The organism is Vibrio owensii, assembly GCF_002021755.1.
Classification (GTDB): Bacteria; Pseudomonadota; Gammaproteobacteria; order Enterobacterales; family Vibrionaceae; genus Vibrio; species Vibrio owensii.
Genome location: NZ_CP019959.1, coordinates 3,116,914 through 3,140,919, shown reverse-complemented (window position 1 = coordinate 3,140,919; position 24,006 = coordinate 3,116,914). Strand labels below are relative to the sequence as shown.

The following is a 24,006-nucleotide window of genomic DNA, read 5'->3' as shown; positions in this document are numbered from 1 at the left end:
GGATCTCACTCGCACTCAATCAAAACAAATGGACGTCTAGACGTTTACATATCCATTTTTTATCGGTAAGTTAATAAAGCTCATGGCAGATACATAAGGATGAATGGGATTCATGATAGAGTTGAAACACTTACGTACCCTCACCTCGTTACGAGATACAGGGTCACTCACAGCGACAGCGACAGCTTTACATCTGACGCAATCAGCCCTTTCTCACCAAATCAAAGATCTCGAATCTCGTATTGGAGGCCAGCTATTCTTGCGTAAAACTCGCCCCGTGAAGTTTACGTCTGAAGGTGAAATCTTGCTTCGACTGGCCGATGACGTCTTGCCTAAACTTGCCAGAGCCGAGAACGAGCTCGCGAGTCTAAAAGAAGATGTGAATGGCCGCTTGCACATGGCAATCGAATGTCACTCTTGCTTCCAGTGGTTGATGCCTGCGCTTAAGGAGTATCAGATCACGTGGCCAAGCGTCACGCTCGACTTCTCCTCCGGATTTGGCTTTGAGCCTCTACCTGCATTACTCGCCGGAGAACTTGATTTGGTGATCACTTCCGACATTCAACCTCGCTCTGAAGTGCACTATGAACCACTGTTTGATTTCGAAATGCGCTTGATCACGTCCACCAGCCATCCCCTTGCCAATAAAGAGATCATTGAACCTGAAGATCTTGCCGATCAAACCATGCTTTCGTATCCAGTTCAGAAACAAAGATTGGATGTGGTGAAACACTTCTTACAGCCAGCAGGTATAGAGCCAGCAAAATGGAAGCAAGCAGATAACACGCTAATGCTCGTACAAATGGTGTCAGCAGGATTGGGCGTCGCGGCATTGCCTAACTGGGCTATTTCGGAGTTTTCACGTCAAGGGCTCATTACCAGTAAGCCGTTTGGTGATGGGTTATGGCGTCGCTTGTTTGCTGCAACACGAAACTCAGAAAAAGATAAGCGTTATTTACAAGCCTTCTTTGCCACCGCGCGCCAACAATGCAAAAGCCACCTTGACGGCATCAAGATGGCTTAAAAATTCGGAAAGCGAGACGAATTTAACGTTCGTAAGATTTGAATTGATTAGTGAGTGGGTCGTATTGATAACCAAGCATATCAAGCTTGCCCACTAGCGATTCCACATCCATTTCGTACATGGAAACGAGCTCTTCAAAGCTGTCGCACTCTAAGCGCAGCTTTTCATTAACGATACCCAGCAAAATAATGCTGTCCCAGTTACTAACATTGCTTAAGTCCATAGCGACACTCCTCTAAGACAAGGTATTCGACCTCAATTCTGTTGAGCACATGCGTCTTGGCGCACTCTAAACGAATAGAGGCTATATCTAAAGCGTAGACTTAATCGGATGATTTGAAAGTGAGCTCGGTCTAAATCCCGAGCTCATTAAGCAGAATTCTGAGAGGATGTAAGGTCACTGAGGCTTATGCGCCAAGTAAAAATAGACCTTGAAGGCTGGTCATTGAAGCAAGAGCCAGTAATAGCGCCGCCGCCAATTGAACTTTATTCGGCGCTTTGTGAGTAAAGATATGCCAGCACCAAACGACAATAGCCACAATCAGCATCGCCAATGACGCCAAGATGTGTTGCGTCACCGAGTTTAGCGTCGCTTCATCCAATTGATACGCCGAGAACAAGGTCATTACGACCAACAACATACCAGAAACCACGCCAGTCACAGGCAAAATACGGTGGAAAGCTTGCAGACGGCTGCGTGCAATAACCAGAAGCAGTTGAGCAAATGCCGCACCCAAGAAGAAGATCATCAGCGCCATCGAAGCCGAGGCTGCCCAATGCGGTTGCTCGAACACTTGAATGCTCACATAAGCAAACGCCAAACCGTTAGCGAGGTGCAGCGCCCATAGCGGACCTTTTTCACGAGTCTTTTTAGTCTGAACTTGAGAGTAGAAATAGAAGATCGCGAACACGACCATAAACGCTTCAATACGGAGTGAAGCCACTGCCAACCAAAGAATACCAATTGACGGCAACATCTTATGCAGACGACCACGTTGACCCGGACAGATATCGCCTTTAATCAAAAGCAAAGTCAACAGCGCTTGCGCGCCAAACAGCATTGGAGGAAAAGTTAACAGCAGTTGTTGAATCATGTTGAATGCAAACTCAAAAGTCATTTTGGGGTGGCGATAATAGCAAATCGCCTACCGCCAAACCACCTAAACGCAACAGGGCTTTTAGTTATTACTTATGGGTCAGCATTCATTACAGTGAGGCCAAATAACTCAACACATCTTCTTGCGTCAGCAAACCGCGATATTCGTTTTGCGAGTCACATAAAATCCAAGGGAACTTGGTGCCTGCTTTTACTAAAGCTTTCACTTCAGAGACCGGTAGGTTTGCATCCACTCTCTCAAGCTCTGTATTCATCACTTGGTTCACTGGTCGCTTCCAAATGCGGTTCTCTCTTTCTGATTCCAGATCCGTCCCCATCGCTGGTGTTAAATGCAAATTGACCTGTTCCTTAGTAATCAGACCAACACAGCACTTTTCATTTATCACGACTAAAGGTGCATCTGGGCTAAGATTCATGTACTCAACCGCCAATGATAATGGCTCTCCAGGGTCTAAACGCCTTACATCACGATGACTCAGTGAAAGTAAAGATTCATCACGTGTTGGCTTTATGACTACCCCGTTAAATCGCTTCTTGTGACATTGAGGCTTGTCCAATAAAACCACAGGAATAGCTTGAGAAAACAAGAACCCCTGCATGTAATCGACGCCAACACTAGCAAGTACTTTTAGTTCCTCTTCTGACTCAACCCCTTCCGCAACCACTTTAACATTCAGCTTATGGGCGAGCTCAGTGATCATCTTAACGATGCTGTATTTTGTACTGCCCTCTTCGATGTTCTTGACGAACTTGCGGTCGATCTTGAGTAGATCAAACTGGCCTTTTTCGAGATAGGAAAACGAAGAATATCCCGTACCAAAATCATCAATCGCGATCTTAATGCCCTGCCCGCGCAATTCTTCCAACGCGACTGTGTGCTCTTGGTCTTGTTCGAAATACGCCGTTTCAGTCAGCTCAATAGTAATACGGCTTGGGTCTACGCCACTCTCTGCGATTAAGTCTAAAGAACTTTGCAGAACTTGAAGGGAATCTAATTTGGTATTTAACGAACGGTTAAGCGTTAAGCCAATCTCCTCACCATAGACTTTTTGAATATGAGGCAATTGCTTGAGTGCAGTTCTACACACTACGTCGTCCAGTGCAGCGATCAACTCTAGGTCTTCCACCACTGAAATCATCTCTTGTGTGTCGTAGGTTTTATTCTGATGGTAGAAACGCGCTAACGCCTCAAACTTCACGATTTTACCAGTGCGCGTTTCAATAATCGGTTGAAAATACACATCGACTAATTGGCTCTCAATTTGCGTTCTTAAAAACGCTTCCAGATGATGACGCTTGACCAACTCGTCATGCAAGTCACTGTTGTAAAAACTAAAGTAACTTTGGTCACCTGTCGGTGCAGAGACCATCGCTTGCGCGGCATGCACCAAAGCTTGTCGTGGATTATTGGTATCGTAACCCAGTACTGATACCCCTGTTTGACCTTCTACAATCACATCATGCATGCTCGAACCCAACTCACTTCTTAGTTCAACAAAAAAGCCTCTCAACGCAATCTGAATCAGCCTCAAAGGGCTAAGCCATTGACAGCGCGGCGTCTGCAAACAAACGACAAATACATCTTTGGATAATTGACCGGCAATGCTCGCGTGTCGACTACGCATCATGAAATCCGCTAAACCGAGCTGTTGCTCAAGCAAGTTTTTACGCGAGAAATTAGGACGTAACGTCATGACGATGTTCAAATCTTTGTTGCCATTTTCTCTTGCTAGATTGGCAAGCTGAGATTCGAATTCGTCACGAGGGGGAAGAAAGGCCGACCATTGTTGAGCTTGTTCTCCCGCTTTTTTCATCCAAAGCAGAGAGGCAGAAATATCCGTCGAAAAACCAAGGAACAGTGTTCGACCAGAGGTAAAATTAAGACGATAGATACACAAATGGTGGGCTTGATTACTTCCGTTTGAAGCGCGACTTAATAGATTGCCACTCCAGTAACCTTCTTGGCTAATCTGCTCCCAGATATCATCGTAGAAGGCTTTACTGTGATGGTCAGAGCTAAAAATGTTAGTTTTCAAACCGACAATATCGCGGTTTTCATACCCCATTTGTTGCTCAAAAGCACGGTTACAACCAAGGATTCGCGTCTCTTGATCAGCAACTAAGATACCTACATTAGGTAAATCGAAGATGGTTTCGAGGATTTTTGCCAATTCCTCACAACCGGTGATACTCAATTGTGGAATAACATTGCCTTGAACGATGTGATCATTCAGGCGTTCAAAGCTCATGTCGACATGAACCAACATGGCCTCATTCGGCATCAAACAACAAGACAAATTGCCGTGCCCGCCATCTCGTTCAATTTGCGCTATTTTTTCCCGTGCGACATCTTGCTGGCCTAGCAACATGTGTTCAAACAAGTCGTCTAATCCGCTAATGGGTTTCTTTAAGCCGAAAGCGGCCATCATGCCATTCTGGTCACATTCAAATTCTCGGGTCTGAATATCGTAAGACCAATCGATAACCTGAGAATGACCGGCCGCTGGCTGCACATCTCCTTGTGCAATAGACAATAGTTCACTCATTACCTAGCCCCCTATTTTTATCAGCCATTGCCTCTTTTTACTGATTACCCATGGTGTCGCCTGATTTTGCTGTAGTTTTATGATTGCAAAGTGGTCATACACAATTTGGAACGTCACGGCGTTCGGTCAGTATTTAGAGTCAAAATGACGTATGCATTAGCATGCACTTAAATAAATTATAGGAAGAGTTTTCAATAAGCACACCATTGCTTATCAATAAATTTTCACCATTAGAAAAGCCAATAACCACAAGGCTTTGAAGGACATAACGCAGTAAAAAACACCAATGCAATTGCGAGTAGTTTTCATCTACGAATAAAACTTACTGAACTAAGCTTGATAAGGGAACTTGGGTATAGATACCTGATTATCAAATCGCTATAATTCGCGCTCCCTGGAACAGAGAGCAAAATATGACCAACGACATTACTCCTATTCATGAGTACAAAAAATACTGGGCTGAGTGTTTTGGTACGGCACCCTTCTTGCCGACCAGTCGCAAAGAAATGGACGCCCTAGGATGGGATAGTTGTGACATTATCATTGTCACGGGTGACGCGTATGTAGACCACCCGAGCTTTGGTATGGCGATCATTGGCCGTCTATTGGAATCTCAAGGTTTCCGTGTCGGTATCATTGCTCAACCAGAATGGCAAAACAAAGATGCTTTCATGCAACTTGGTAAGCCAAACCTGTTCTTCGGGATCACTGCGGGCAACATGGACTCCATGATCAACCGCTACACTGCTGACAAAAAGCTTCGTCACGATGACGCTTACACACCTAATAACGAAGGTGGTAAACGCCCAGACCGTGCAACTTTGGTGTACTCACAACGTTGTCGTGAAGCATACAAAGGCACACCTATTGTTCTTGGCGGTATTGAAGCGAGTTTGCGTCGTGTAGCTCACTATGACTACTGGTCAGACAAAGTTCGCCGCTCTGTTCTGTTCGATGCAAAAGCGGACATCCTTTTATTTGGTAACGCCGAGCGTGCTCTTGTTGAAGTAGCGCACCGTTTAGCCGATGGCGAAGACATCACCAACATGACCAATATCCGTGGTACTGCGGTTAACTTACCTGCAGAACCAGAAGGTTACACGGTTATCGATTCCTCTCGTATTGAGAAACCTCGTAAAGAAGCGTTCGTACCTAAGAACCCATACGAAGTAGAAACTCAGTGCGACACCAAAAAAGAAGAGCCAGAAGCGAAGCCAATTACGATTCGCCCATCACGTCATGATGCTGCGAACACCGCGGTGCGTTTACCTGCCTTCGAAAAACTAAACAACGACCGTATTCTGTATGCGCACGCAAGTCGTGTTATGCACCTAGAGACCAACCCGTACTCTGGTCGTGCCCTATTGCAACGTCATGGTGACCGCGAGCTTTGGGTAAACCAAGCGCCAATCCCGTTGACGACAGAAGAGATGGACTTTGTATTTGGCTTGCCTTATGCGCGTGTTCCTCACCCTATGTATGGCAAAGCAAAAATTCCTGCTTACGACATGATCAAAACCTCAGTTAACATCATGCGTGGCTGTTTTGGTGGCTGTTCTTTCTGTTCGATTACCGAGCACGAAGGCCGTATCATTCAAAACCGCTCTCAAGATTCCATCATCAACGAGTTAGAAGAGATCCGTGACAAGGTTCCAGGCTTTACCGGTACGATTTCTGACTTGGGTGGTCCTACAGCAAACATGTACCGTCTTGGCTGTAGCGATCCAAAAGCGGAAGCAAACTGTCGTCGCCCTTCTTGTGTGTTCCCAGGTATCTGTAACAAACTGAATACCGACCACAAACACACCATCGATCTTTACCGCGCAGCTCGCAAAGTAAAAGGTGTTAAGAAGGTCATGATCGCATCTGGCGTACGTTACGACCTTGCAATTGAATCACCGGAATACGTGAAAGAACTTGTGACTCACCACGTCGGCGGTTACCTGAAGATTGCACCTGAGCATACCGAGAAAGGTCCACTGGATCTGATGATGAAGCCGGGCATGGGCACTTACGACCGCTTTAAAGAGATGTTTGAGAAGTACAGCGCGGAGGCAGGTAAAAAACAATACCTGATCCCTTACTTCATCTCGGCGCACCCAGGTACAGAAGACGAAGACATGCTGAACTTGGCTCTATGGCTGAAGAAGAACAACTTCGAGTGTGACCAAGTACAGAACTTCTACCCATCGCCAATGTGTAACGCAACGTCGATGTACTACTCAGAGACTAACCCTCTGAAGCGCGTGAAATACAAACAACGTGAAGATGTACCTGTGGCGAAAGGTGAGCGTCAGCGTCGCCTACACAAAGCTCTACTTCGCTACCACGATCCAGCTAACTGGCCAATGATCCGCGAAGCGCTGATCAACATGGGTAAAAAACACCTGATTGGTGATAAACCAAACTGTTTGGTTCCGGCAGAAGACATTGATGCGCAAACACCAGCACAACGTCGTAAGTCTGGTCGTCACGGTGCAAACCGTTTTGCGACCAAACACACCAAGAACCAACCGGGCTTCGGTGGTCACTTGAACAAACGCTCTGAAGGTGGCTCGCGTGATGGCAAGCCATCTGGTAACCGCAACGGTTCAGGTAAAGCGCAAGGTGGTCAAAACGGCCAAGGTCGTGGCAATCAAAACGGTCAGCGTCCTAATACGGGATCACGTCCTGGTAGCAACAACCAAAACCGTTCAAACGGTACGGGCTCACAAGGTCAAGGTCGCCCTCAAGGACAAGGCAAACCAGCGGGTCAACGCAAACCTAAGCGCCGTTAATTCAATAGAGCTTGAACAGTAAACTTGAATAGTAAAAAGGGCTTCAGAGGTAACTCTGAAGCCCTTTTGTTTTGTCTTTAGTTTGCAATTATCACTGCGATGCCATTAAGAACTGCACACTAGAAACTACCCCCTCCGAAAGCCACCTTTCTAGAGCATCAGATTATCCCTTTCTATAATCGGATTAAGGTAAGCCAGCACGTGATATCTAGTCATATAGATGAGCGCAAGAATACAAATTACTGAATTGACGCAACATTGACATAATTGATTTAAATCAATTTTACTGTGTTTCGCATAATTAAAACAGGAAGTCTAAGTATGTCAAACAAGAACTATGTAACCACCTTAATGCTGTTGTGTGCCTTTGCCTCGAGTGCGAATGCGGAAAGCAAAGATGACATTGATAACATAAAAAATAAAATCGGCGATATCCAAGATAGCCTCTCTCAATCGCAAGACACCATGCAATTCGTGAGATCGGTTTCTGGTTCAACCTTTGTGCCGGAACCGAAACACAGTAAAGATATGCCTTCTTACAGTTACTTCACGATTGAGAGCTACGACATATTCAGCAGCCCTTCTGGCAAGCGTATGATTCAAGCAGTTATCACCAACAACTCTGGCGGTGGTATTAAGCTCAAGACATCTCAAATCAAAGCGTACTTTGGTGGCCAAGTGTACTTATCCCCTTCTTCGATTGAGCAGGGCGATAAATTCGCTCAAGGAGAAACGAAGTCCGTCACTTTGCATTTTGGTGAGAATAGCGCTTCTATCCTTGGTTTAATGACCAGAAACTACTAAGCGATTTTGGGACTAAGCTTCTCTCCAGCAATCAATGGTAATAAAACTGATGCTCTAAACTTCATATTCCCTTTTTAAGCCATCAGCTTCCCAAAAAATCGTACTAGAAACAGATACTAGAGAGGCTCTAGGGGTAACTCCGGGGCCTTTTTTGTTTTGTATGCTGCTCTCAACAGCCCCTATCACAACTCACAATTCGACTCTAACTCACCCTTAAGTCCTATCGATACAAAAAATGGTATACGCCAACCAACTTATTGGAAAAACAAACAACTTTTTGGTTAAAGCAGAATCACGCAAGGAATAACCCACTGATTTTTAGTTGTTTTATTTTGGTGCGATATTTGCCTAATGGAGTAAAACTCTTAAACATAGGCTGACGATGAGTAATCCACTTCCTCCAAAAACTTCGATGTTTTGGCACGACAACAGCTATACCCACGAAGAAGCTGTTCAGGCATTTGAAAGCGATGGCACGTTGAAATCTCTGAATACCGTTCCAACCACCGCATCCGATGATATGGCTGGCTCGCCTCCAGAGCGCAGTATGTTTTGGGAGGGAGAAACAAAAAAAATCGATCCGCCACCGCCGTCTGAGCCAGAGCCTCTCAATTTAAAAACCGAGAAAGAACCAACAGAGGCTTTACCGGCACATTTCATCCCTGTTCGCTACGCTATCGATCAGCTAGAAACAGAAGAAACACAACCTTTTGGTTTGCCTGAAGAATGGAAAGGCCAAGGCCCAGCCAAACTCAATACCGTTGGCTACACCTTGCGTCAGCTTCGCGATGGTTGGTTGTATGTCTATGATGCAATCAACAAAAGCCTAGACGAATACGAAATCAAAGGAACGCAATTCACGCTCTACAAGCTGGGAGAGTCGGAAAGCCCAGAATCCGAACAGCGTGGGACACCAGAAGGTGCAAAACCTTTCCTTACTTACGAAGATGGGAGCGTGCTGTCGATTTGTTACTCTGAACACCGTTGGACATGGAACATGTTCATGCGCGTCCTTAACAATCCGAGTAATCATATCGATCGCATGCAAACTGTCGTGTTATCCGCAAACGAGAATCAGCCCAACATTGCACCCATAGATAAGTTAACTCAAGTGGCTGATATTGAATCTTCCGCCGTTGATGATGGGCGTTTTGCGGATTCCGGCATCGCTACCAAAGCTGATGAAGATGGATCCGTCTTTAAACCTGTCGCAGCTGAGAGTGATTTAACCTCTGCGATTCCAGAAGAAGAATCGGGCTACTTCGTCGCGATAAAAGATTACGCCGCTGACATTCAAGATATGTCGCTGAATTTTGTTGGTACAGCAAGCCCCTACCGTCTTTTCACTGATCAGTTTTCAAACCAGTGGAACTTAATGCAGACTGCCATGCAACTGTGCATGTTCGGGGCAAGTGACGAGATAGACATGCCAGCTAGCGTTAAGCGTAACGGCGAAGAGCTGTCGTTTTATACCGACATGGCTGAATATTATGATTCCTCTAACCAACTTGATTTGGCAGAGCAAAATAAAGGCTCAGTTCAATCAGGCTATCCTGCTAAATTTTCCGCTGGAGCGATTGAATCACACCAACATACCCAAAGTTACATTGCCAAAGCAATACAGGACAAATATCGGATTTCTGCAAGCCGATTTGGTAAATACGAACAATGGATAGCGACTGAACGCTGGCGTAAGCAGCTCAACTGGAAGCAAATGCTGAGCGAGATGCAAGAGCTGTCAGAACAAAAAGAAGCCATGCTTGCCGAAGTTGTTTCAGTAAAAAGCGACTTTATCGCTGTAATGGAGTCTTTGACACCGCATCACCTCGAGAGAACCTTCGACCTATACAGTGAAGACACACAATACAGCTTGTATCAACTTCATAAACAAGCCGTTGAGTCATTTACTTTGGTGATGCAAGAAGAAGACCGCCAATGGGCTGAAAGCCAATGGGAGAAACCAACCAGCTTACTCGCACTCTACACTTCTGGGTTTAGTCGTAGCCTCTTTAAACAAGTGGAGAAGTTAATTCCTGAACAAGTTTCAAATCAGGTAGGTGAAGTAGACGTCGCCAAAATTGCTCCAGACACTGAAAGCTCAGACAAACAATTTATGGACTACGTTTCGGCAGCAAGTAACCGTATAGGTATGTATGCAAAAGTAATGGACTTTATTTCTAACCCAAATACTGCAGAAACCGAGTTTTTAAGAGATATAGCGAAAGGATTCGATGGGCTAGATACCATATTCAAAGCGACGAACAGTGCTTTATTGAAGGGGGTAATAGAGGTTGGCGTTAGCCTTACAGCCCAAGCGTCGATCTTAATGATATCTCTATTGTCAAAACCGTTCACCCGAACAAGTTTTTACCTAAGAGCAGCCGTTGTAGAGCGCTTGTCGATAGATACTCCAATCAATGTCAATAAAGGCTACGCTCAAAATTTTGGTACTTGGAAGTCCGACCATGATAAAAAACTCATCGCATCTAACCAAAACAAGGAAGTGTTAGCAGCCTTCAACAAGGGTGATAAAACTATATCAAACACGCAGTATAAGAAGGCTCTACAGCAACAGCGGCACCTTCAAAAAAGCTTAGCCGTTGCGACATTTGAATACCCACAGTACGTAGAACTTCCAGATGACGTACTTAAGGCAACAATTCAAATGCGTAAAGACATATGGGACAACAGATTAAACAATCTTAATCAACGGTTTGAAGATGTGGGTGGTTTAGGCTTCTTAGCTCTGATTTTCAACTGCCTCGCACTTGCTGATGCAATGAACAGTATTCAAGAAACAGGGTTAATGTCGCAAGATGATTTCTTAGATGTTCAACAAAAGCTGTTTTACACGGCCGGAGCTTGGACAGGTATCCGTACAGGTAAGTTCTGGGATAGTGTGAAGGGTGACCCTAAGTTAAGAGCCCATTCATACAAAGTATTAAAGGAGTTAGTGAGTCATAACGTCGAAGGTTTTGAAAACTTGATCCTTGATGACTTAAAGCTATTCAATAAATGGCTCGCGATTACAGGGGCTTTAGGTGCGCTAGCTTCAGGTATAGAGGCTTACCGTTCTTGGCAACGAGAAGATGAGCTGTATGGTCGAGAGTTAGTGTTTCAAAGGTTGAGTACAGCTAGTTTAGGCGTAACAAGCGCTATCGCCACGTTGCAATTTGGAGGCACATTAACAGGATGGCTCTCACCTAACATAACATTTGGTGCTCCAGTTATGGCTGCTTTAGTTGCAGTAACGATTATTACTTTAGTTGCCAATCACGTTCTGAGTAAAGTAAAACAAGATGATTACCAAAAATGGTTAGATAAACTGCCTTGGGGTTATCACCCTGCTCGCACTCAGTGGAGCCAATCTGCAAGCTTGCCTGAAAGAGAAAAGCATAATTCAGCATTGGTGCAGCAAGCGCTGTTTGACTTACAATCTATTATTCAGCAACCTACGGTATACCATCAGCCTATTGAAAAAGTACAGGCTTATCCAGGCTATACACATCGTGAGTTAGTTGGTTTGGAAGTGCATGTTCAGCTTCCACAACGAGCTGCAACGAATGGTATTATGGTGAGTACTAACACCAAAGCAACAGAAGATGATTTAACGTCCGGCTCCTGGCATCAAAACGCAGATTTAGTCACGCTACAAACTCAAGACCAAACGAGCAAAGAATTACTGGTGTACAAGGTAACATTGCCAATTAAAGAGGCCGATCAATACCTTGCTATGCAAGTAGCTTATGATGTGGAAGATGATGCCCCAGCTAAGCGTGAGTATTGGTTCCAAAACGGCGTAAAACAGAGTGCAACTTATGGCTCAATTTCAGACAATACCAAACAAGACATCATTAAAAAAACACTCACCCCCGTTGTTAGCACATTAGTTTTTCAGGAGTAACCCTTGGCGTATTCACCATTTTATATCACCCCAGAAGAGTTGGCTGTTTATCAAGAGGCGCAAGAGCAAGAAATTCTCACAGGAAACAATTTAACAACGTGGCGTAAGTACGATATTGAAGAGCCAAGTCGATACCTTTATTTGTTCATTTCGATTGTAGCAATGTTGCCGATAATTGTACTTTTCTACTTCCTTGGCTTTTGGTCTCGAGGATGGGTTAATGATGCCATATCGGTACTTATCACATTTTTTGTGTACTCGTTAAGCTACTACATGTATGGACGAGACTATCGCTATGACTATATTTTTTCAGATAAAGGCTTTGTGATGAAAAAGCGTCGCAATATGCCTAAATGGATAAATACCGCCGCGCAAGCTGTTGGCTGGATAGGTGCAGTAGTATGTGTGGTAATGGTAGCGGTGGTAGGCCCGATGGCGTTAGCGGGAACTGGAGCCCTTATTTTATTCTCATTCGGTATGTTAAAACGTCAGCCTGATGAACCAACAGAAGTAAGGGTGGGCGAACGAGAAGATTGGCTTTTTGCGGACTACAACAAGAAAAGAAAAGTAATTAAGTTCTTTTTTAAGTATGACAGGTGCGAATACCAAGATACTGCTCAGGAGATTACTTTTCGCTCACAGGGGCGATTCTATTGTTACATTTTCTTTAAAAATGAAGCTGCCTTAGAATCCATGGTCACGCAACTTTCAAATATCTGCAAACTGGATTGTAAAGAGGTCAATGATCACAAAAAGCTGTTTGAAGCGAAGCCTGAACCTAGACTTTTTACAACTCCTGCTCGTTATCGAGAATACCCTACTAATGAAGTGTTTGATTTAAGGGGTGCGAAAACGCCACTCCCAGAGTGTAAGTATCTTTACAACGGCAAGTGGCAAACGGAATCTGAAATCGAACAATCAAAACCTGAACTAACGACAGCCAAGGAGTAACCCTTGGCTTATTTACCTTTTTACATCACGCCAGACGAGCTTTCGGCTTATCAAGAAGAACAAGAGCAACAAATTCTAAGGGGGAAAGATCTCACAACCTGGCACAAGCACGATATTGAAGAGCCTTTTCGATACTTATACCTATCGATTGCTATAGCCGCTGTCAGTCCATTATTTTTCCTTACCTATTTCCTACATGATAACAGTGACATGATCTTAACTTATATTTTATCGGGTCTGACGATAATCATGTCTGGTGTATCTTATCTGACATTTGGTTTGGACAATCGTTATGATTACACCTTGTCCGATCGCGGATTGGTTATAAAAAAGCGACGTGATTTACCGAATTGGGTCAACTCTGCGACTCAAGCCATGGGTTGGATTGGAGCAATAGTTTGTGTCGTGATGGTTGGGGTTGCTGGACCCATGGTTCTTGCCGGAGCTGGTGGGTTTATATTGGTTTCATTTGGTATGCTTAAACGACAGCCTGATGAACCAACAGAAGTGAGAGTTGGAGAGCGAGAAGACTGGCTCTTTGCTGATTACAATAAGAAAAGAAAAGTGATTAAGTTCTTTTTTAAGCATGACACATGCGAATACATTAATATGGAACATACTAAGATTTCACGCTTACACAACCGATTCCACTATTACGTATTTTTCAAAACCGTGTCTGACTTAGAGTCTATGGTCAATCAGCTAGCGACGGAATATAAGCTTGACTGTACAGAAGTCGCAGACCACAAAAAGCTATTTGAAGCCAAGCCAGAGGCTAGACTGTTTGGTACGCCAGTTTGTTATAAAGAATATCAAACCGATGAGGTATTTGATTTAAGGGCGTCAAATGCCCCGCTCCCAGAGCGAGAGTACCTATACAACGGTAAGTGGCAAACTGAATCAGAAATCGAACGCTTAAAAGCGGCTGGTGAACAGCAAGCTACTCCAGCTTCATAGTTCACTGCAAGCATTAAGAAAGGGCTCCAGAGATTACTCTGGAGCCCTTTTGTTTTATCTGAATTTTACCTTGGGTTACTAAACTACTTCGCTACGTTGCCTGCAACGTTTAGTGCATCCCATGTACGTGCGAATGGTGGAGCGTAGCAGAAGTCCATGTAGCCTAGTTGCTGTGTTGTCATCTTCGCAGTGATAGCAACAGCGAGTGCATTGATTCGGCCTACAGCGCCCTTCTTACCCACGATTTCGCCACCAAGTAGTACGTTGGTTTCTGGGTGGTAAACCAGCTTTACTTTAATGTCTTCTTGACCAGGGTAGTAGTCAGTTTGGTTCTTATCTGAAATAGTTGAAACCTTCACTTCCAAACCATGTTCTTTAGCTAGAAGTTCCGATACGCCTGTACATGCAAGTTCGTAGTCCAGCACTTTCAAGCAAGACGAGCCCAAGAAACCACTCATGTAAGTGTCTTTGCCAGCAAGTTTATCCGCCATCATACGCGCTTGCTTGTTTGCTGTGGTTGCCAGTGGAACATACACTGATTTGCCTAGCGCCATGTGGTGAACCACTGCACAGTCGCCAGCAGCGTAAATGTGTGCATCTTCTGTTGCGCCAAACTCATCCACTAGCAATGCGCCGTTCGTTGCTTTTGGTAACTCGAATGCTTCTGTGTTTGGTTTGAAACCAAGTGACATGATCACAACGTCTGCTTCAACATTGCCGCTGTCGGTTTCTACGATGTAACCGCCCTGCTCTGCGTCGCGAATGGCTGATACGCTGCAACCGGTTTTAAGCTCAGCGCCAGATTCACGAATCGCGCCTTCTACCACTTCAATCATTTCCGGGCTGAACTGACGGCTCATCACGTGTTGTTCGCGCTCAATGATGGTGACGTGTTTACCTAGTAGGTGCGCTGCATCGAACACTTCAAGGCCGATAAAGCCGCCGCCGATAACACAAACGCGTTGTTTGTTGCTGTCCTTAAGTGCTTCTTTTACTGCCAAACCATCTTCCATGCTGGTTAGCGTGTATACGTGCTCTGGGTTGAACTCACCGAACGATGGCACGATTGGGCGTGCGCCAGTGGCAATCACCAACATATCGTAATCGATGGTGCTTTCTTCACCTTGGTGACGAACTTTAATCTGTTTTTCAGTGCGGTCTAGTGCCACCATTTCAGTTTCAATGCGTACGTCTAAACCAGATTTAATCGCTTGTTCTGGGGTACGAGAAATCATGCGCTCAGTGTCATCAAACATGCCACCAGCAAAGTAAGGTAAACCACACGCACCGAACGAGATGTAATCGCGCTTATCCAGCACAATCACTTCATCTGATGGCTGATTACGTTTGTATTTCGCTGCGAAACTCATACCTGCAGCGCTACCGCCTACGACAACAACTTTCATATTTATTACCTAAATAACCTGAACTCAGGAAAAACGGAGAGCACCCGCGTTGGGTGCTCTTTATTAAGTTTGGAAATTACACTGCTGCTTCTTTTGACACTGTTGCAGCAACATCAGCGTTGTATTGCTCAGTGTTTAGTGAGCCATTCTTCTTCGCGGTTAATACACCTGACAACATTGAGCCAGAGATGTTAAGCGCGGTACGAGCCATGTCGATAAGCGCTTCGATAGAAACCAGAATCGCCACAACTGTAATGTCTAGACCCATGATGGTTAGTACCGCTACTGCTGCGAACGTTGCACCGCCACCAACACCTGCGATACCGAATGAAGCAATCGCGATGACAGCAATCAGTTGTAGGATAAAGCCTAGGTCAACTGGCATACCCATTACTTGAGCCGCCATGATAGCTAGCATTGCTGGGTAGATACCCGCACAACCGTTCTGACCGATACTGGTACCGAATGTTGCTGACATGTTTGCTGTTTCTTCGTCCACACCTAGACGTTGAGTTTGAGTTTCAACGTTTAGTGGGATTGCCGCCATGCTTGAGCGAGAACCGAAGCCAAATACTAGCACTGGCCAGATTTTCTTCATGAACTTCGCAGGAGACAGACCGAACATAGACACCATCACGAAGTGGATAGCGAACATTACACCGATTGCCACGTAGCTTGCTAGTAGGAAGCGACCCATTTCTGCTAGTGCGAACAAATCGTTTGTCATCATGAACGTGGTCATCAGAGCGAATACACCGTAAGGCGTCAGCTTCAGAATCTCACGTACCATAGAAAGTACGACTTCTTTTGCAGAGTTGATGAAATCAACGAAGTTTTGTACTTTCTCTGGCTTACGGTTTTTCACTTGCAGGATACAGTAGCCAAGGAACATACCGAACAATACCGTTGATAGCGTCGACGTACGTTGAGAGCCCGTTAGCATGTCAAAGATGTTGGTTGGGATGATAGACAGCGCCATACCTGATAGACCGCTGCTCGCCATCGCATCTTGTGTTGCAATCAGAGAGTCACCACGTGCTTCGATAGCGCTGTTAGTGCCAATAGTGCTGACTAGCGCGTTAGCATCGATACCGAATAGGTAAATACTTGCGATGCCCACTGCCGCAGAGATAGCACAAGTGAAAAGTAGAATACCGATGATTTTTGGTGCGATACGCGATAGTGCACCACCGCCTTCTACGTTCATGATCGAAGAGATCATCGCTACAAATACTAGCGGGATTACGATCATTTGTAGAAGCTTGATGTAGCCTTTACCGAACACAGAAATCAGTTCAGCAAAACCTGCCGTTGCAACGTTGCCAACACCAAATACGAGCTGAATCGCACCGCCGAATAACAGACCAGCAGCAAGCGCACTCAGTACGCGGAAGTTAAAGCTTTTCTTTTGTTTTTTGAAGTTCGCAAGTAATGCGTAGAACCCAAAGAACAGGATGCTCAATCCAATAAATGAAACGCTCATGAGAATCTCCTATTGATACCCATTTATGTCCGAAAATCGGTTACTTTTTGTATGCAATGGCTTCAACTTCAACCAATGCGTCTTTTGGTAGTCTTGCTGCTTCAACACAAGAGCGAGCTGGTGCGTTTTCTGTACCAAATACCTCTGTGTACACTTCGTTAAATGCGGCGAAGTTTTCCATGTCTGATAGGAAGCATGTCGTCTTAAGTACTGTGTCTAGGCCAGCTCCGCTTGCTTCTAGAACCGCTTTTAAGTTTTCTAGAGACTGACGAGCTTGCTCTTTGATGCCGCCTTCAACAAACTGCATGGTTTCTGGAACCAGTGGTAGTTGGCCTGATGTGTAAACCATGTCGCCGTAAGACGTCCCTTGAGAGTAAGGACCGATAGCGGCAGGTGCTTGTTCAGTGGCAATGATCTGTTTCACGATATAACTCCTAAGTTATTAGTTTTATTCTGATTTAAATTCACGGATAAACTTGTAAACCGCCTGACGGCTGATCCCAAGTTGCTCTGATACTTGTGTGGTCGTCTCTTTTAGCTCAAATACACCGTTATCAAACAAACAACGAATGATGGCTTTGTTACGACCTTTAGCGGAAACCGTCTCGTCTTGATCCACCTCTTTCATAGCAGCGCTCAATGCCTGCTTAATGACATCATTCGCGTTATTGCTGAAGGTTTCACTGACCAAGGTTTGCGATACGTGACACTGTGGCATCAGCGTCTTGACGATTTCTGGGAATGGGAAAGATAAGTTCATGTTGATGCACAGCATGCCAATTGGCTTTTGCTCTGGGCCAGCCAAAATGCACGTGGTCGATTTCAGTAGCGAGCCATCGGCAGCATTGGTGAAATAACTCTTCGGAGAGACTTCGCCCGTTTTCTCGAATGTGCTCCACATACGTAAGCCCAAATCGGTGATTGGCGAGCCAATTTCACGCCCGGTATGATGACCATTCACGATCTTCACGACTGAATTTTCTAGGCTTTCAAATGAATGAATAACCACTTCACAGTACGGTCCGATCAAATCGGCAATCGTGTCTGCTAAACGAAAGTAGTTGCTTAAACATTCTCTGTCTTCGTCGGTGAATCGAACTTGCTTTACACTCATCATTTCGGTTTACATTTTTGAACTCAATGACTGCAAACTACTCCTTTCGGGTGAGTTCAGCAATACAGAGTAAACTTCTGTAAACCTAAAAAATACGCTTAAAACACCAACAAATTACCAAGAATCGATCGAAATCACGCACAATAGTTGAACAAGATCACCAAAAACATATGAGTCAGGTTTAATTTCTTAAACCACATCAAAGTTTAAATATTTAAAATCAAAGATTGCGTTTTTGAACACTTTAATGATCTAGAACAAGTTCCAAAACCCAGTAAAAACCACGTACGGTAATAATCAATTTGAAGCGCAACTTGATTTATAAAATCGGCGTCAATTACAGCACTCTCAAAAAGGCATTAGATGAATAAAACATCACCATGCACACATCACTTAATTCCGTTCCATGCCTATAAGACGAAGTCATTTTCAAAAAGACGCAACCAAAGCAGAAAAAGTTGAATTGAATAGTTTGGGTTAGTGTTATTGGCACGAACAAAAAAGCCGAGCGCATAATGCACTCGGCTTGTAAGGGAGACTCAATAAAAGAGACGATTAAGACAGCTTGAACTTACTCAGCTCGCCGTGAAGATCGCTCGCTTTTACCGTCAACTCGTTACTGATTTCTACTGATGAGGTCATCGTATCCATCACCTCTACCGCCGTGTCGTTGATGATCACGACATTACGGTTAATCTCTTCCGATACTGAACTTTGCTCTTCTGCTGCCGAAGCGATTTGGTTGTTCATGTCATTGATGACTTCAATCGCTTGGTTGATTTCAGACAGAGCCAAGTGCGCTGCTTGAGTCTCACCCTTAGTATCGATGGCTTGTTTTTGGCTTTGCTCCATCAACACAACGATAGATTGCGTCTCTTGCTCTAGTCGAGCCAGCATCGCGCGGATTTCTTCTGTCGAACCTTGAGTACGATTGGCCAGATTACGAACTTCATCGGCAACGACTGCAAAGCCTCGGCCTGCCTCACCTGCGCGAGCCGCTTCAATTGCAGCGTTCAGAGCCAATAGATTGGTTTGTTCTGCAATACCACCGATCTCGCTCAGAATGCCTTGAATCGCCGTGCTGGAATCGACTAAGTTCTGTGTTTGTTGCTGCGCATCGTTCACTTGCATTGCCAAGCTATCTACCGCATTTGCGGCGTTATCCATGCGTGTCATGCCGTTCAAGCTGTTGCTTTGTACTTGGCTTGCAGCTGCTGCCGCTTGAACTGCTGAGTTCGCGACCTCTTGCGCTGTGGCACTCATTTCATTGATTGCGGTTGCTAGCGAGTTCACCTCATTTACTTGAGCATTCAATTGGTCACGAGAAGCTGCGGCACGCGTCTGGCCCTCTGTGGCGTTCTTATCGACTTGGTCTGCCGTTGCCATCACAGTCAGCAGCATCTCTTGCATACGCGATAGGAAAGTATTGAACCAATGCGCCAGTTGCGCGGTTTCATCTTTGCCTTTCACTTCAATGCGGTAAGTCAGATCACCCTCACCTTGTGCAGCGTCTTTGAAACGTTCAACCAAGTTATTCAGAACTTTACCAAGCGAGCTTGCAATAAATGCCATTGCAGCAATGCCTAGAAGAGCAGCGATGATCCCCGCCCAGATACCTTTTTCAAGCGCTTCTGAATTCTGGTCATCACTCCATTGTTGGTAGTCGTCGACGCTTTTTGTAAGGTGGTTGCTGGGAACCGACACCATGACTACCCATGGAGCATCGCTCGTATCGATAGCTGTGATCGCGTATTCATCACCACCAAAAGTCACCAAACCTGCGCCATCACGTTTCGCAATAGACTGAATGTTTGACCATTCTGCAGCAAGCTCTGACGACACTTTCTTACCGACCATATCGGCAGCACGGCTGTTCGCGAGCGTAATACCTTTCCAAGACGTGATAAGGATTTTGCCTTCGCCATCAAACAAGTTATGCGCAAAACGTTCACTCTGGCTTTGCAGCTCATGCAGCGACAAATCGAAGCCTAAAGAACCGATGATTTTGCCATCCTGCTTAATGGGTTGGCTGATGGTCGTGATCAGCTCTTGTTTGCCTCTTACTGGATAGAAGTAAGGCTCCATGACAAACGTCTTGCCCGTTTCGTAAGGCATAAGGTGCCAATCATCTTTGCGCTCGCCATTGCTGTTGAGTTCTGTATTGCTAAAGCTTTCCATGGCGACCGCATCAAAGCTGTCGTGCTCGTTCGGCGAGAAAAACGGCGCAAGATAACCTTGGCTGTTAAACCCATCTTCTGCGTTGAACGTCACTTGCTGTGGCCATGTTTTATCTTGCCAAACCATGTAGCCAGCAAATACGGCTTTATTCTGAGCCTCTAGCGCGGCAGTAAACTGTTTAACAATAAGGTCTGCGCTTGCGTTACGCTCTGCGCTTAACTCAATAATAGAGCGCGCTTGCTTTAGGTTTGCCAAAACAGGATCAAGCTGGTTAGCGATATTCAAACCTTGCTGAATCGCGGTATTTTGCAGATCTGTGTTGGTCGCATCGGTCAATTGCGCTTTCACTTTTTCGTTAATTTGCTTGTTCACATCCGTGAAAGCATTGGTGGTCATGCCCATTGCAATCAACAAAGTGAAAGCCATTGCTCCACCCGCACTCACTGCAATTCGCGTACGTATACTGTTAAACATATTAGCCTCTATGACTGATGATAAATTGGCGTTAGCTTTTGAAATTTCGTGGATTTTAAACAACAGAAGTGAATAGAAGACGCCAAAATATGAACAGAAAGAGAACAGAAAGATCTGCATTATTAACAGAGTTACGACGGAGGGCGGTTTTATATTTTCTAAGTATGAGCTGCACAATAAATAAAGTGCATCAGAAGAAAGCCTAAGCTCTTGTATTTATAGAACTTAACCCTTAATAATAAAATGGTTTTTATATGAAAATAGAGAGATATCAGAGCGCATGGATAGAAAGAGACAGATTACTCAATACGTGATATAGATCACACTTAAATTTCATCCATCTCCCTGTTTTAAATGGAATTATCGTCATTCTCGACAACCCCACCCGACTTACCCTTGGCGAAACACCCATTTTGCACTGAGTAAATAGTTACTCACCATGCCTGCCAATATGCCTAAGATCAAAGCCAAATAGACCATCACTCCTTGTGTTCCAAGCGCGAGCGTTACGCCTTTGAACACAATAAAGTTCGGCAAAGCACTGATACAGGCACTCGCCATAAATTTTTGCCATTGAGCGAAAGGGTTGGTTTTTTCTGCTTGAGAGAAAGTCAGCCAGCGATTGCCAAGCCAAGTCGTAGTTGCTGCAAACAAAAATGCTATCCCACGAGCCAGCATCAGCTCCAGACCAAACCAATGGAACAACACAGTAAAGATAAGGGTGTCGACCATAAAGCCGACACCACCTACTAGAGCAAACCTTGTTAACGAAGCAAACCTTTCCAGCGAAGCAAATTTTGGTAATTTGCCCATTCCGCTATCCGACCACACAGGTGTAGAGTGAGCGTTTCGATTTTGCTGTGAACTCGTTGGTACAACTCAACGCATTTTCATGAATCATGCTATCCACTTGCTGCGATTTACCAATCAGGTGGAATTTCTTCAGATTGTTTAAGTCATTCTTATCTTCAAGCTTTTTCGCCTGACCATGGCTATAGAATTGGCCTGAGAACGGGCGCTTACCAATGTAAAAGACCGGAGCGTTGTCATTAATTTGCGCGAAGATTATGCGGTCGCTGCGGCTATCTGCTTTGCCCATATTCAAAACCAACATCGCAATCATAAGCAGGGCTGGCAACACCGCTGCCGTTCCGGTCAACCATTTGAAATCGTGTTTATCCACCAGCATTGCAATCAAAATACCCAACGCAGGCACACCCGGTAATACGTAAGCAGGCAAAATATTCCCAGCCATGGTGAACAAGATCATTGGAGAAATCAGCCAACACATCAGGAAGCTAAACAAACCTTGATGATCAGTTTCAATGGCTTTGAGTACCTTACGACGTTTCCACGCCAAGATAGGCAATACGATTGACCAAGGCGCAGCCGATTGCAGCCAGAACACCCAGATCATCCCGCGTGGTTGATCATGAGCGGAGCCATACAGATCCCCTTCCCAACCGCTGACAACGAAACGCTTAAAGTGCTCACCAACAATGAAGTAATCAATAAATCCAGGCGTCGCCATTTCAGCCATGATGTACCAAGGCAGAGCAATCGCTAGCATGAGCGCCAACCCCGATACAATTGGAAAACGCTGCCACAAGGCTTTGAAGGCACCAAAAAAACCATGCTGAATCACAAGCCAAGGAAACACTGCGATGCCCATGATCACGATCGCCACTGGACCTTTTGCTAACAGCCCGCAAGCCAAGCCAAAGAAACCGAGATAACCCCACAATCGGCTGTGTTTGTCTTTGCCAAGCCAGCAGTAATAAAAACCGACCATCGCCATGGTCATTGCTAACGTCAGCGCCATGTCTGTCATCACCGCACCCGCCGCAATTGAAAAGATGCCACACGTCGCCAGTACCAACGCTGCGATGACTGCATTAAAGCCAGCGCGATGCGCCATGAAAGCAACAAAAACAATCGTCGCAACACCCGCTAACCAATGAGGTGCGCGCACCGCAAATTCATTCAATCCAAACAACTCAATACCATAAGCACTCATCCACGTGAACAGGGGTGGCTTCCCCCAAAAAGGCACGCCGTAATCAAACTGTGGGGTAAGCCAATTGCCGGTTTCCACCATTAAGCGTGCCATTTCGCCGTAGCGGGCTTCTGTGGTGTCCATCAAAGGGTAAGCGGCAAGTGAAATAAGACGGAGTAAAAGAGCAAACGCCAACAACAACCACAGATGGGTTTTATTAATACTCATGATTACGCGGTTTCTCCCAATTTAAACTTCATGGTTTGGATGGATTGATGTTTTGCAGGCTGCTCGTAAACAGACTGAATAAGATAAAGAGGACGTTGCTTGGTCTCGACAAAAATGCGGCCAATGTATTCGCCCAAAAGGCCAATCGACAGCAGTTGCACACCGCCCAATGCAAGTTGGACGACCATCATGGATGGGTAGCCAGTGACAGGCTCACCAAACACAACGGTTTTCATCACAATGAATGCGCCATAGATAAAGGCACTGAACGCCACTAGCGCACCAGCAAGTGTCGCTAAGCGCAAAGGACGAATGGAAAACGAGGTAATGCCGTCCATTGCAAGGCCAATCAGCTTGAGGTAGTTCCATTTGGTTTCACCACAGAAACGAGCGTCACGCTCAAACTGAACCGTCACTTGCTTGAAACCCGGCCAAGAGAAAATGCCTTTCATGTATCGGTTACGTTCTGGCAGCGCATTGATGTGTTTGACCACTTTTGCGCTCAGTAGACGGAAATCACCCACGTTCTCCGGCACATCCAATTTCGCCATGCTGTTAAGCACTTTGTAAAAGCAAGCGGCCGAAAAGCGTTTGAACCATGTTTCACCGTGGCGTTCGCTGCGCTGCATGTTCACCACGTCATACCCTTCACGCCATTTTGATACCATTTGCGGGATCAACTCCGGCGGGTCTTGCAAGTCGGCATCAATCACGATCACCGCTTCACCTTGGCAGTGTTCCAGCCCCGCACTCATGGCGGACTCTTTGCCGAAGTTACGGCTTAGTGCAATACAACGAACGTCGCTAGAAGATTGAGAAAAGTTTTGCGCGATCATTAGGCTGTCATCTTTGCTGCCGTCGTCGACATAGACGATTTCACAGCGTTCTGGCATTTCATCCAAAACGGCGGCTAAACGACGATGAAATTCAGGCAAGACTTCTTGCTCGTTAAAGAATGGCACCACAACAGACAAAACTGTTTTAGGCTCAGTGTGTTGGCTCACCTTTGAAAAGGTTGCAGCGTGAATGTTGAAGGTTGACATGCTA

At 45.3% G+C, this 24,006-nt stretch carries 17 protein-coding genes; 6 read left to right on the top strand and 11 right to left on the bottom strand.

The window, feature by feature from the left end; genetic code table 11:
* Positions 1–112: 112 nt before the first annotated feature.
* On the top strand, positions 113–1,024 hold the full coding sequence (gene metR, locus A9237_RS14415) for an HTH-type transcriptional regulator MetR (protein ID WP_009706929.1): 912 nt from the start codon (positions 113–115) through the stop codon (positions 1,022–1,024).
* A 22-nt stretch (positions 1,025–1,046) separates the two neighbouring features.
* Here the strand turns inward: metR and A9237_RS14410 are convergent, their stop codons facing one another.
* The 3 genes from A9237_RS14410 to A9237_RS14400 form a co-directional block, all read right to left on the bottom strand.
* A complete protein-coding gene (locus A9237_RS14410; RefSeq protein ID WP_009706930.1) occupies positions 1,047–1,247 on the bottom strand; it encodes a DUF4250 domain-containing protein in 201 nt (66 codons plus the stop codon).
* Between the two features lie 184 nt (positions 1,248–1,431).
* Positions 1,432–2,142 carry a hypothetical protein gene (locus A9237_RS14405; protein WP_078608448.1) on the bottom strand — a complete coding sequence of 237 codons (711 nt, stop codon included), beginning with the start codon at positions 2,140–2,142 and terminating at the stop codon, positions 1,432–1,434.
* An 88-nt stretch (positions 2,143–2,230) separates the two neighbouring features.
* Positions 2,231–4,687, bottom strand: a complete 2,457-nt coding sequence (locus A9237_RS14400; RefSeq protein ID WP_078608447.1) for an EAL domain-containing protein — start codon at positions 4,685–4,687, stop codon at positions 2,231–2,233.
* Between the two features lie 413 nt (positions 4,688–5,100).
* Here A9237_RS14400 and A9237_RS14395 point away from each other — a divergent pair, with 413 nt between their 5' ends.
* The 5 genes from A9237_RS14395 (at position 5,101) to A9237_RS14375 (ending at position 14,080) form a co-directional block, all read left to right on the top strand.
* A complete protein-coding gene (locus tag A9237_RS14395) occupies positions 5,101–7,464 on the top strand; it encodes a YgiQ family radical SAM protein (protein ID WP_041058268.1) in 2,364 nt (787 codons plus the stop codon).
* A 321-nt stretch (positions 7,465–7,785) separates the two neighbouring features.
* Positions 7,786–8,268 (top strand): hypothetical protein, encoded by a 483-nt coding sequence (locus A9237_RS14390; RefSeq protein WP_020197895.1) that lies wholly within the window; start codon positions 7,786–7,788, stop codon positions 8,266–8,268.
* Between the two features lie 382 nt (positions 8,269–8,650).
* Entirely contained in the window at positions 8,651–12,172 is a 3,522-nt protein-coding gene (locus tag A9237_RS14385) for a T6SS effector BTH_I2691 family protein (protein ID WP_078608446.1), read from the top strand.
* Positions 12,173–12,175: 3 nt separating this feature from the next.
* The gene (locus tag A9237_RS14380) at positions 12,176–13,123 is read left to right on the top strand and encodes a hypothetical protein (RefSeq protein WP_078608445.1); all 948 of its coding nucleotides are present in this window, start codon (positions 12,176–12,178) and stop codon (positions 13,121–13,123) included.
* A gap of 3 nt (positions 13,124–13,126) precedes the next feature.
* Entirely contained in the window at positions 13,127–14,080 is a 954-nt protein-coding gene (locus A9237_RS14375) for a hypothetical protein (RefSeq protein WP_078608444.1), read from the top strand.
* A gap of 83 nt (positions 14,081–14,163) precedes the next feature.
* Here A9237_RS14375 and A9237_RS14370 read toward each other — a convergent pair whose 3' ends face one another.
* From A9237_RS14370 to A9237_RS14335, 8 genes are all read right to left on the bottom strand, one after another.
* On the bottom strand, positions 14,164–15,486 hold the full coding sequence (locus tag A9237_RS14370) for a CoA-disulfide reductase (protein ID WP_078608443.1): 1,323 nt from the start codon (positions 15,484–15,486) through the stop codon (positions 14,164–14,166).
* A gap of 76 nt (positions 15,487–15,562) precedes the next feature.
* Positions 15,563–16,969, bottom strand: coding sequence for a cation:dicarboxylate symporter family transporter (locus A9237_RS14365; protein WP_009706940.1), 1,407 nt, complete (start codon positions 16,967–16,969; stop codon positions 15,563–15,565).
* Positions 16,970–17,009: 40 nt separating this feature from the next.
* A complete protein-coding gene (locus tag A9237_RS14360) occupies positions 17,010–17,393 on the bottom strand; it encodes a RidA family protein (RefSeq protein ID WP_005434996.1) in 384 nt (127 codons plus the stop codon).
* A gap of 24 nt (positions 17,394–17,417) precedes the next feature.
* Positions 17,418–18,086 (bottom strand): helix-turn-helix transcriptional regulator, encoded by a 669-nt coding sequence (locus A9237_RS14355; RefSeq protein WP_045412045.1) that lies wholly within the window; start codon positions 18,084–18,086, stop codon positions 17,418–17,420.
* A gap of 552 nt (positions 18,087–18,638) precedes the next feature.
* Entirely contained in the window at positions 18,639–20,735 is a 2,097-nt protein-coding gene (locus A9237_RS14350; RefSeq protein WP_039842287.1) for a methyl-accepting chemotaxis protein, read from the bottom strand.
* A gap of 390 nt (positions 20,736–21,125) precedes the next feature.
* Positions 21,126–21,548 carry a GtrA family protein gene (locus tag A9237_RS14345; RefSeq protein ID WP_078608442.1) on the bottom strand — a complete coding sequence of 141 codons (423 nt, stop codon included), beginning with the start codon at positions 21,546–21,548 and terminating at the stop codon, positions 21,126–21,128.
* A 4-nt stretch (positions 21,549–21,552) separates the two neighbouring features.
* Complete coding sequence (locus A9237_RS14340; protein WP_045412049.1) at positions 21,553–22,959, bottom strand: ArnT family glycosyltransferase; 1,407 nt, start codon at positions 22,957–22,959, stop codon at positions 21,553–21,555.
* A gap of 2 nt (positions 22,960–22,961) precedes the next feature.
* Positions 22,962–24,002: a glycosyltransferase family 2 protein gene (locus A9237_RS14335; protein ID WP_078608441.1), complete on the bottom strand. Its 1,041-nt coding sequence runs from the start codon at positions 24,000–24,002 to the stop codon at positions 22,962–22,964.
* Positions 24,003–24,006 lie beyond the last annotated feature (4 nt).

Bases quoted from the DNA above. Each gene is read 5' to 3' on its own strand.
- A9237_RS14340 (WP_045412049.1), bottom strand. From the start codon at position 22,959: ATGAGTATTAATAAAACCCATCTGTGGTTGTTGTTGGCGTTTGCTCTT.
- A9237_RS14335 (WP_078608441.1), bottom strand. From the start codon at position 24,002: ATGTCAACCTTCAACATTCACGCTGCAACCTTTTCAAAGGTGAGCCAA.
- A9237_RS14385 (WP_078608446.1), top strand. From the start codon at position 8,651: ATGAGTAATCCACTTCCTCCAAAAACTTCGATGTTTTGGCACGACAAC.
- A9237_RS14390 (WP_020197895.1), top strand. From the start codon at position 7,786: ATGTCAAACAAGAACTATGTAACCACCTTAATGCTGTTGTGTGCCTTT.
- A9237_RS14365 (WP_009706940.1), bottom strand. From the start codon at position 16,969: ATGAGCGTTTCATTTATTGGATTGAGCATCCTGTTCTTTGGGTTCTAC.
- A9237_RS14400 (WP_078608447.1), bottom strand. From the start codon at position 4,687: ATGAGTGAACTATTGTCTATTGCACAAGGAGATGTGCAGCCAGCGGCC.
- A9237_RS14345 (WP_078608442.1), bottom strand. From the start codon at position 21,548: ATGGGCAAATTACCAAAATTTGCTTCGCTGGAAAGGTTTGCTTCGTTA.
- A9237_RS14355 (WP_045412045.1), bottom strand. From the start codon at position 18,086: ATGATGAGTGTAAAGCAAGTTCGATTCACCGACGAAGACAGAGAATGT.
- A9237_RS14370 (WP_078608443.1), bottom strand. From the start codon at position 15,486: ATGAAAGTTGTTGTCGTAGGCGGTAGCGCTGCAGGTATGAGTTTCGCA.
- A9237_RS14410 (WP_009706930.1), bottom strand. From the start codon at position 1,247: ATGGACTTAAGCAATGTTAGTAACTGGGACAGCATTATTTTGCTGGGT.
- metR (WP_009706929.1), top strand. From the start codon at position 113: ATGATAGAGTTGAAACACTTACGTACCCTCACCTCGTTACGAGATACA.
- A9237_RS14395 (WP_041058268.1), top strand. From the start codon at position 5,101: ATGACCAACGACATTACTCCTATTCATGAGTACAAAAAATACTGGGCT.
- A9237_RS14350 (WP_039842287.1), bottom strand. From the start codon at position 20,735: ATGTTTAACAGTATACGTACGCGAATTGCAGTGAGTGCGGGTGGAGCA.
- A9237_RS14405 (WP_078608448.1), bottom strand. From the start codon at position 2,142: ATGACTTTTGAGTTTGCATTCAACATGATTCAACAACTGCTGTTAACT.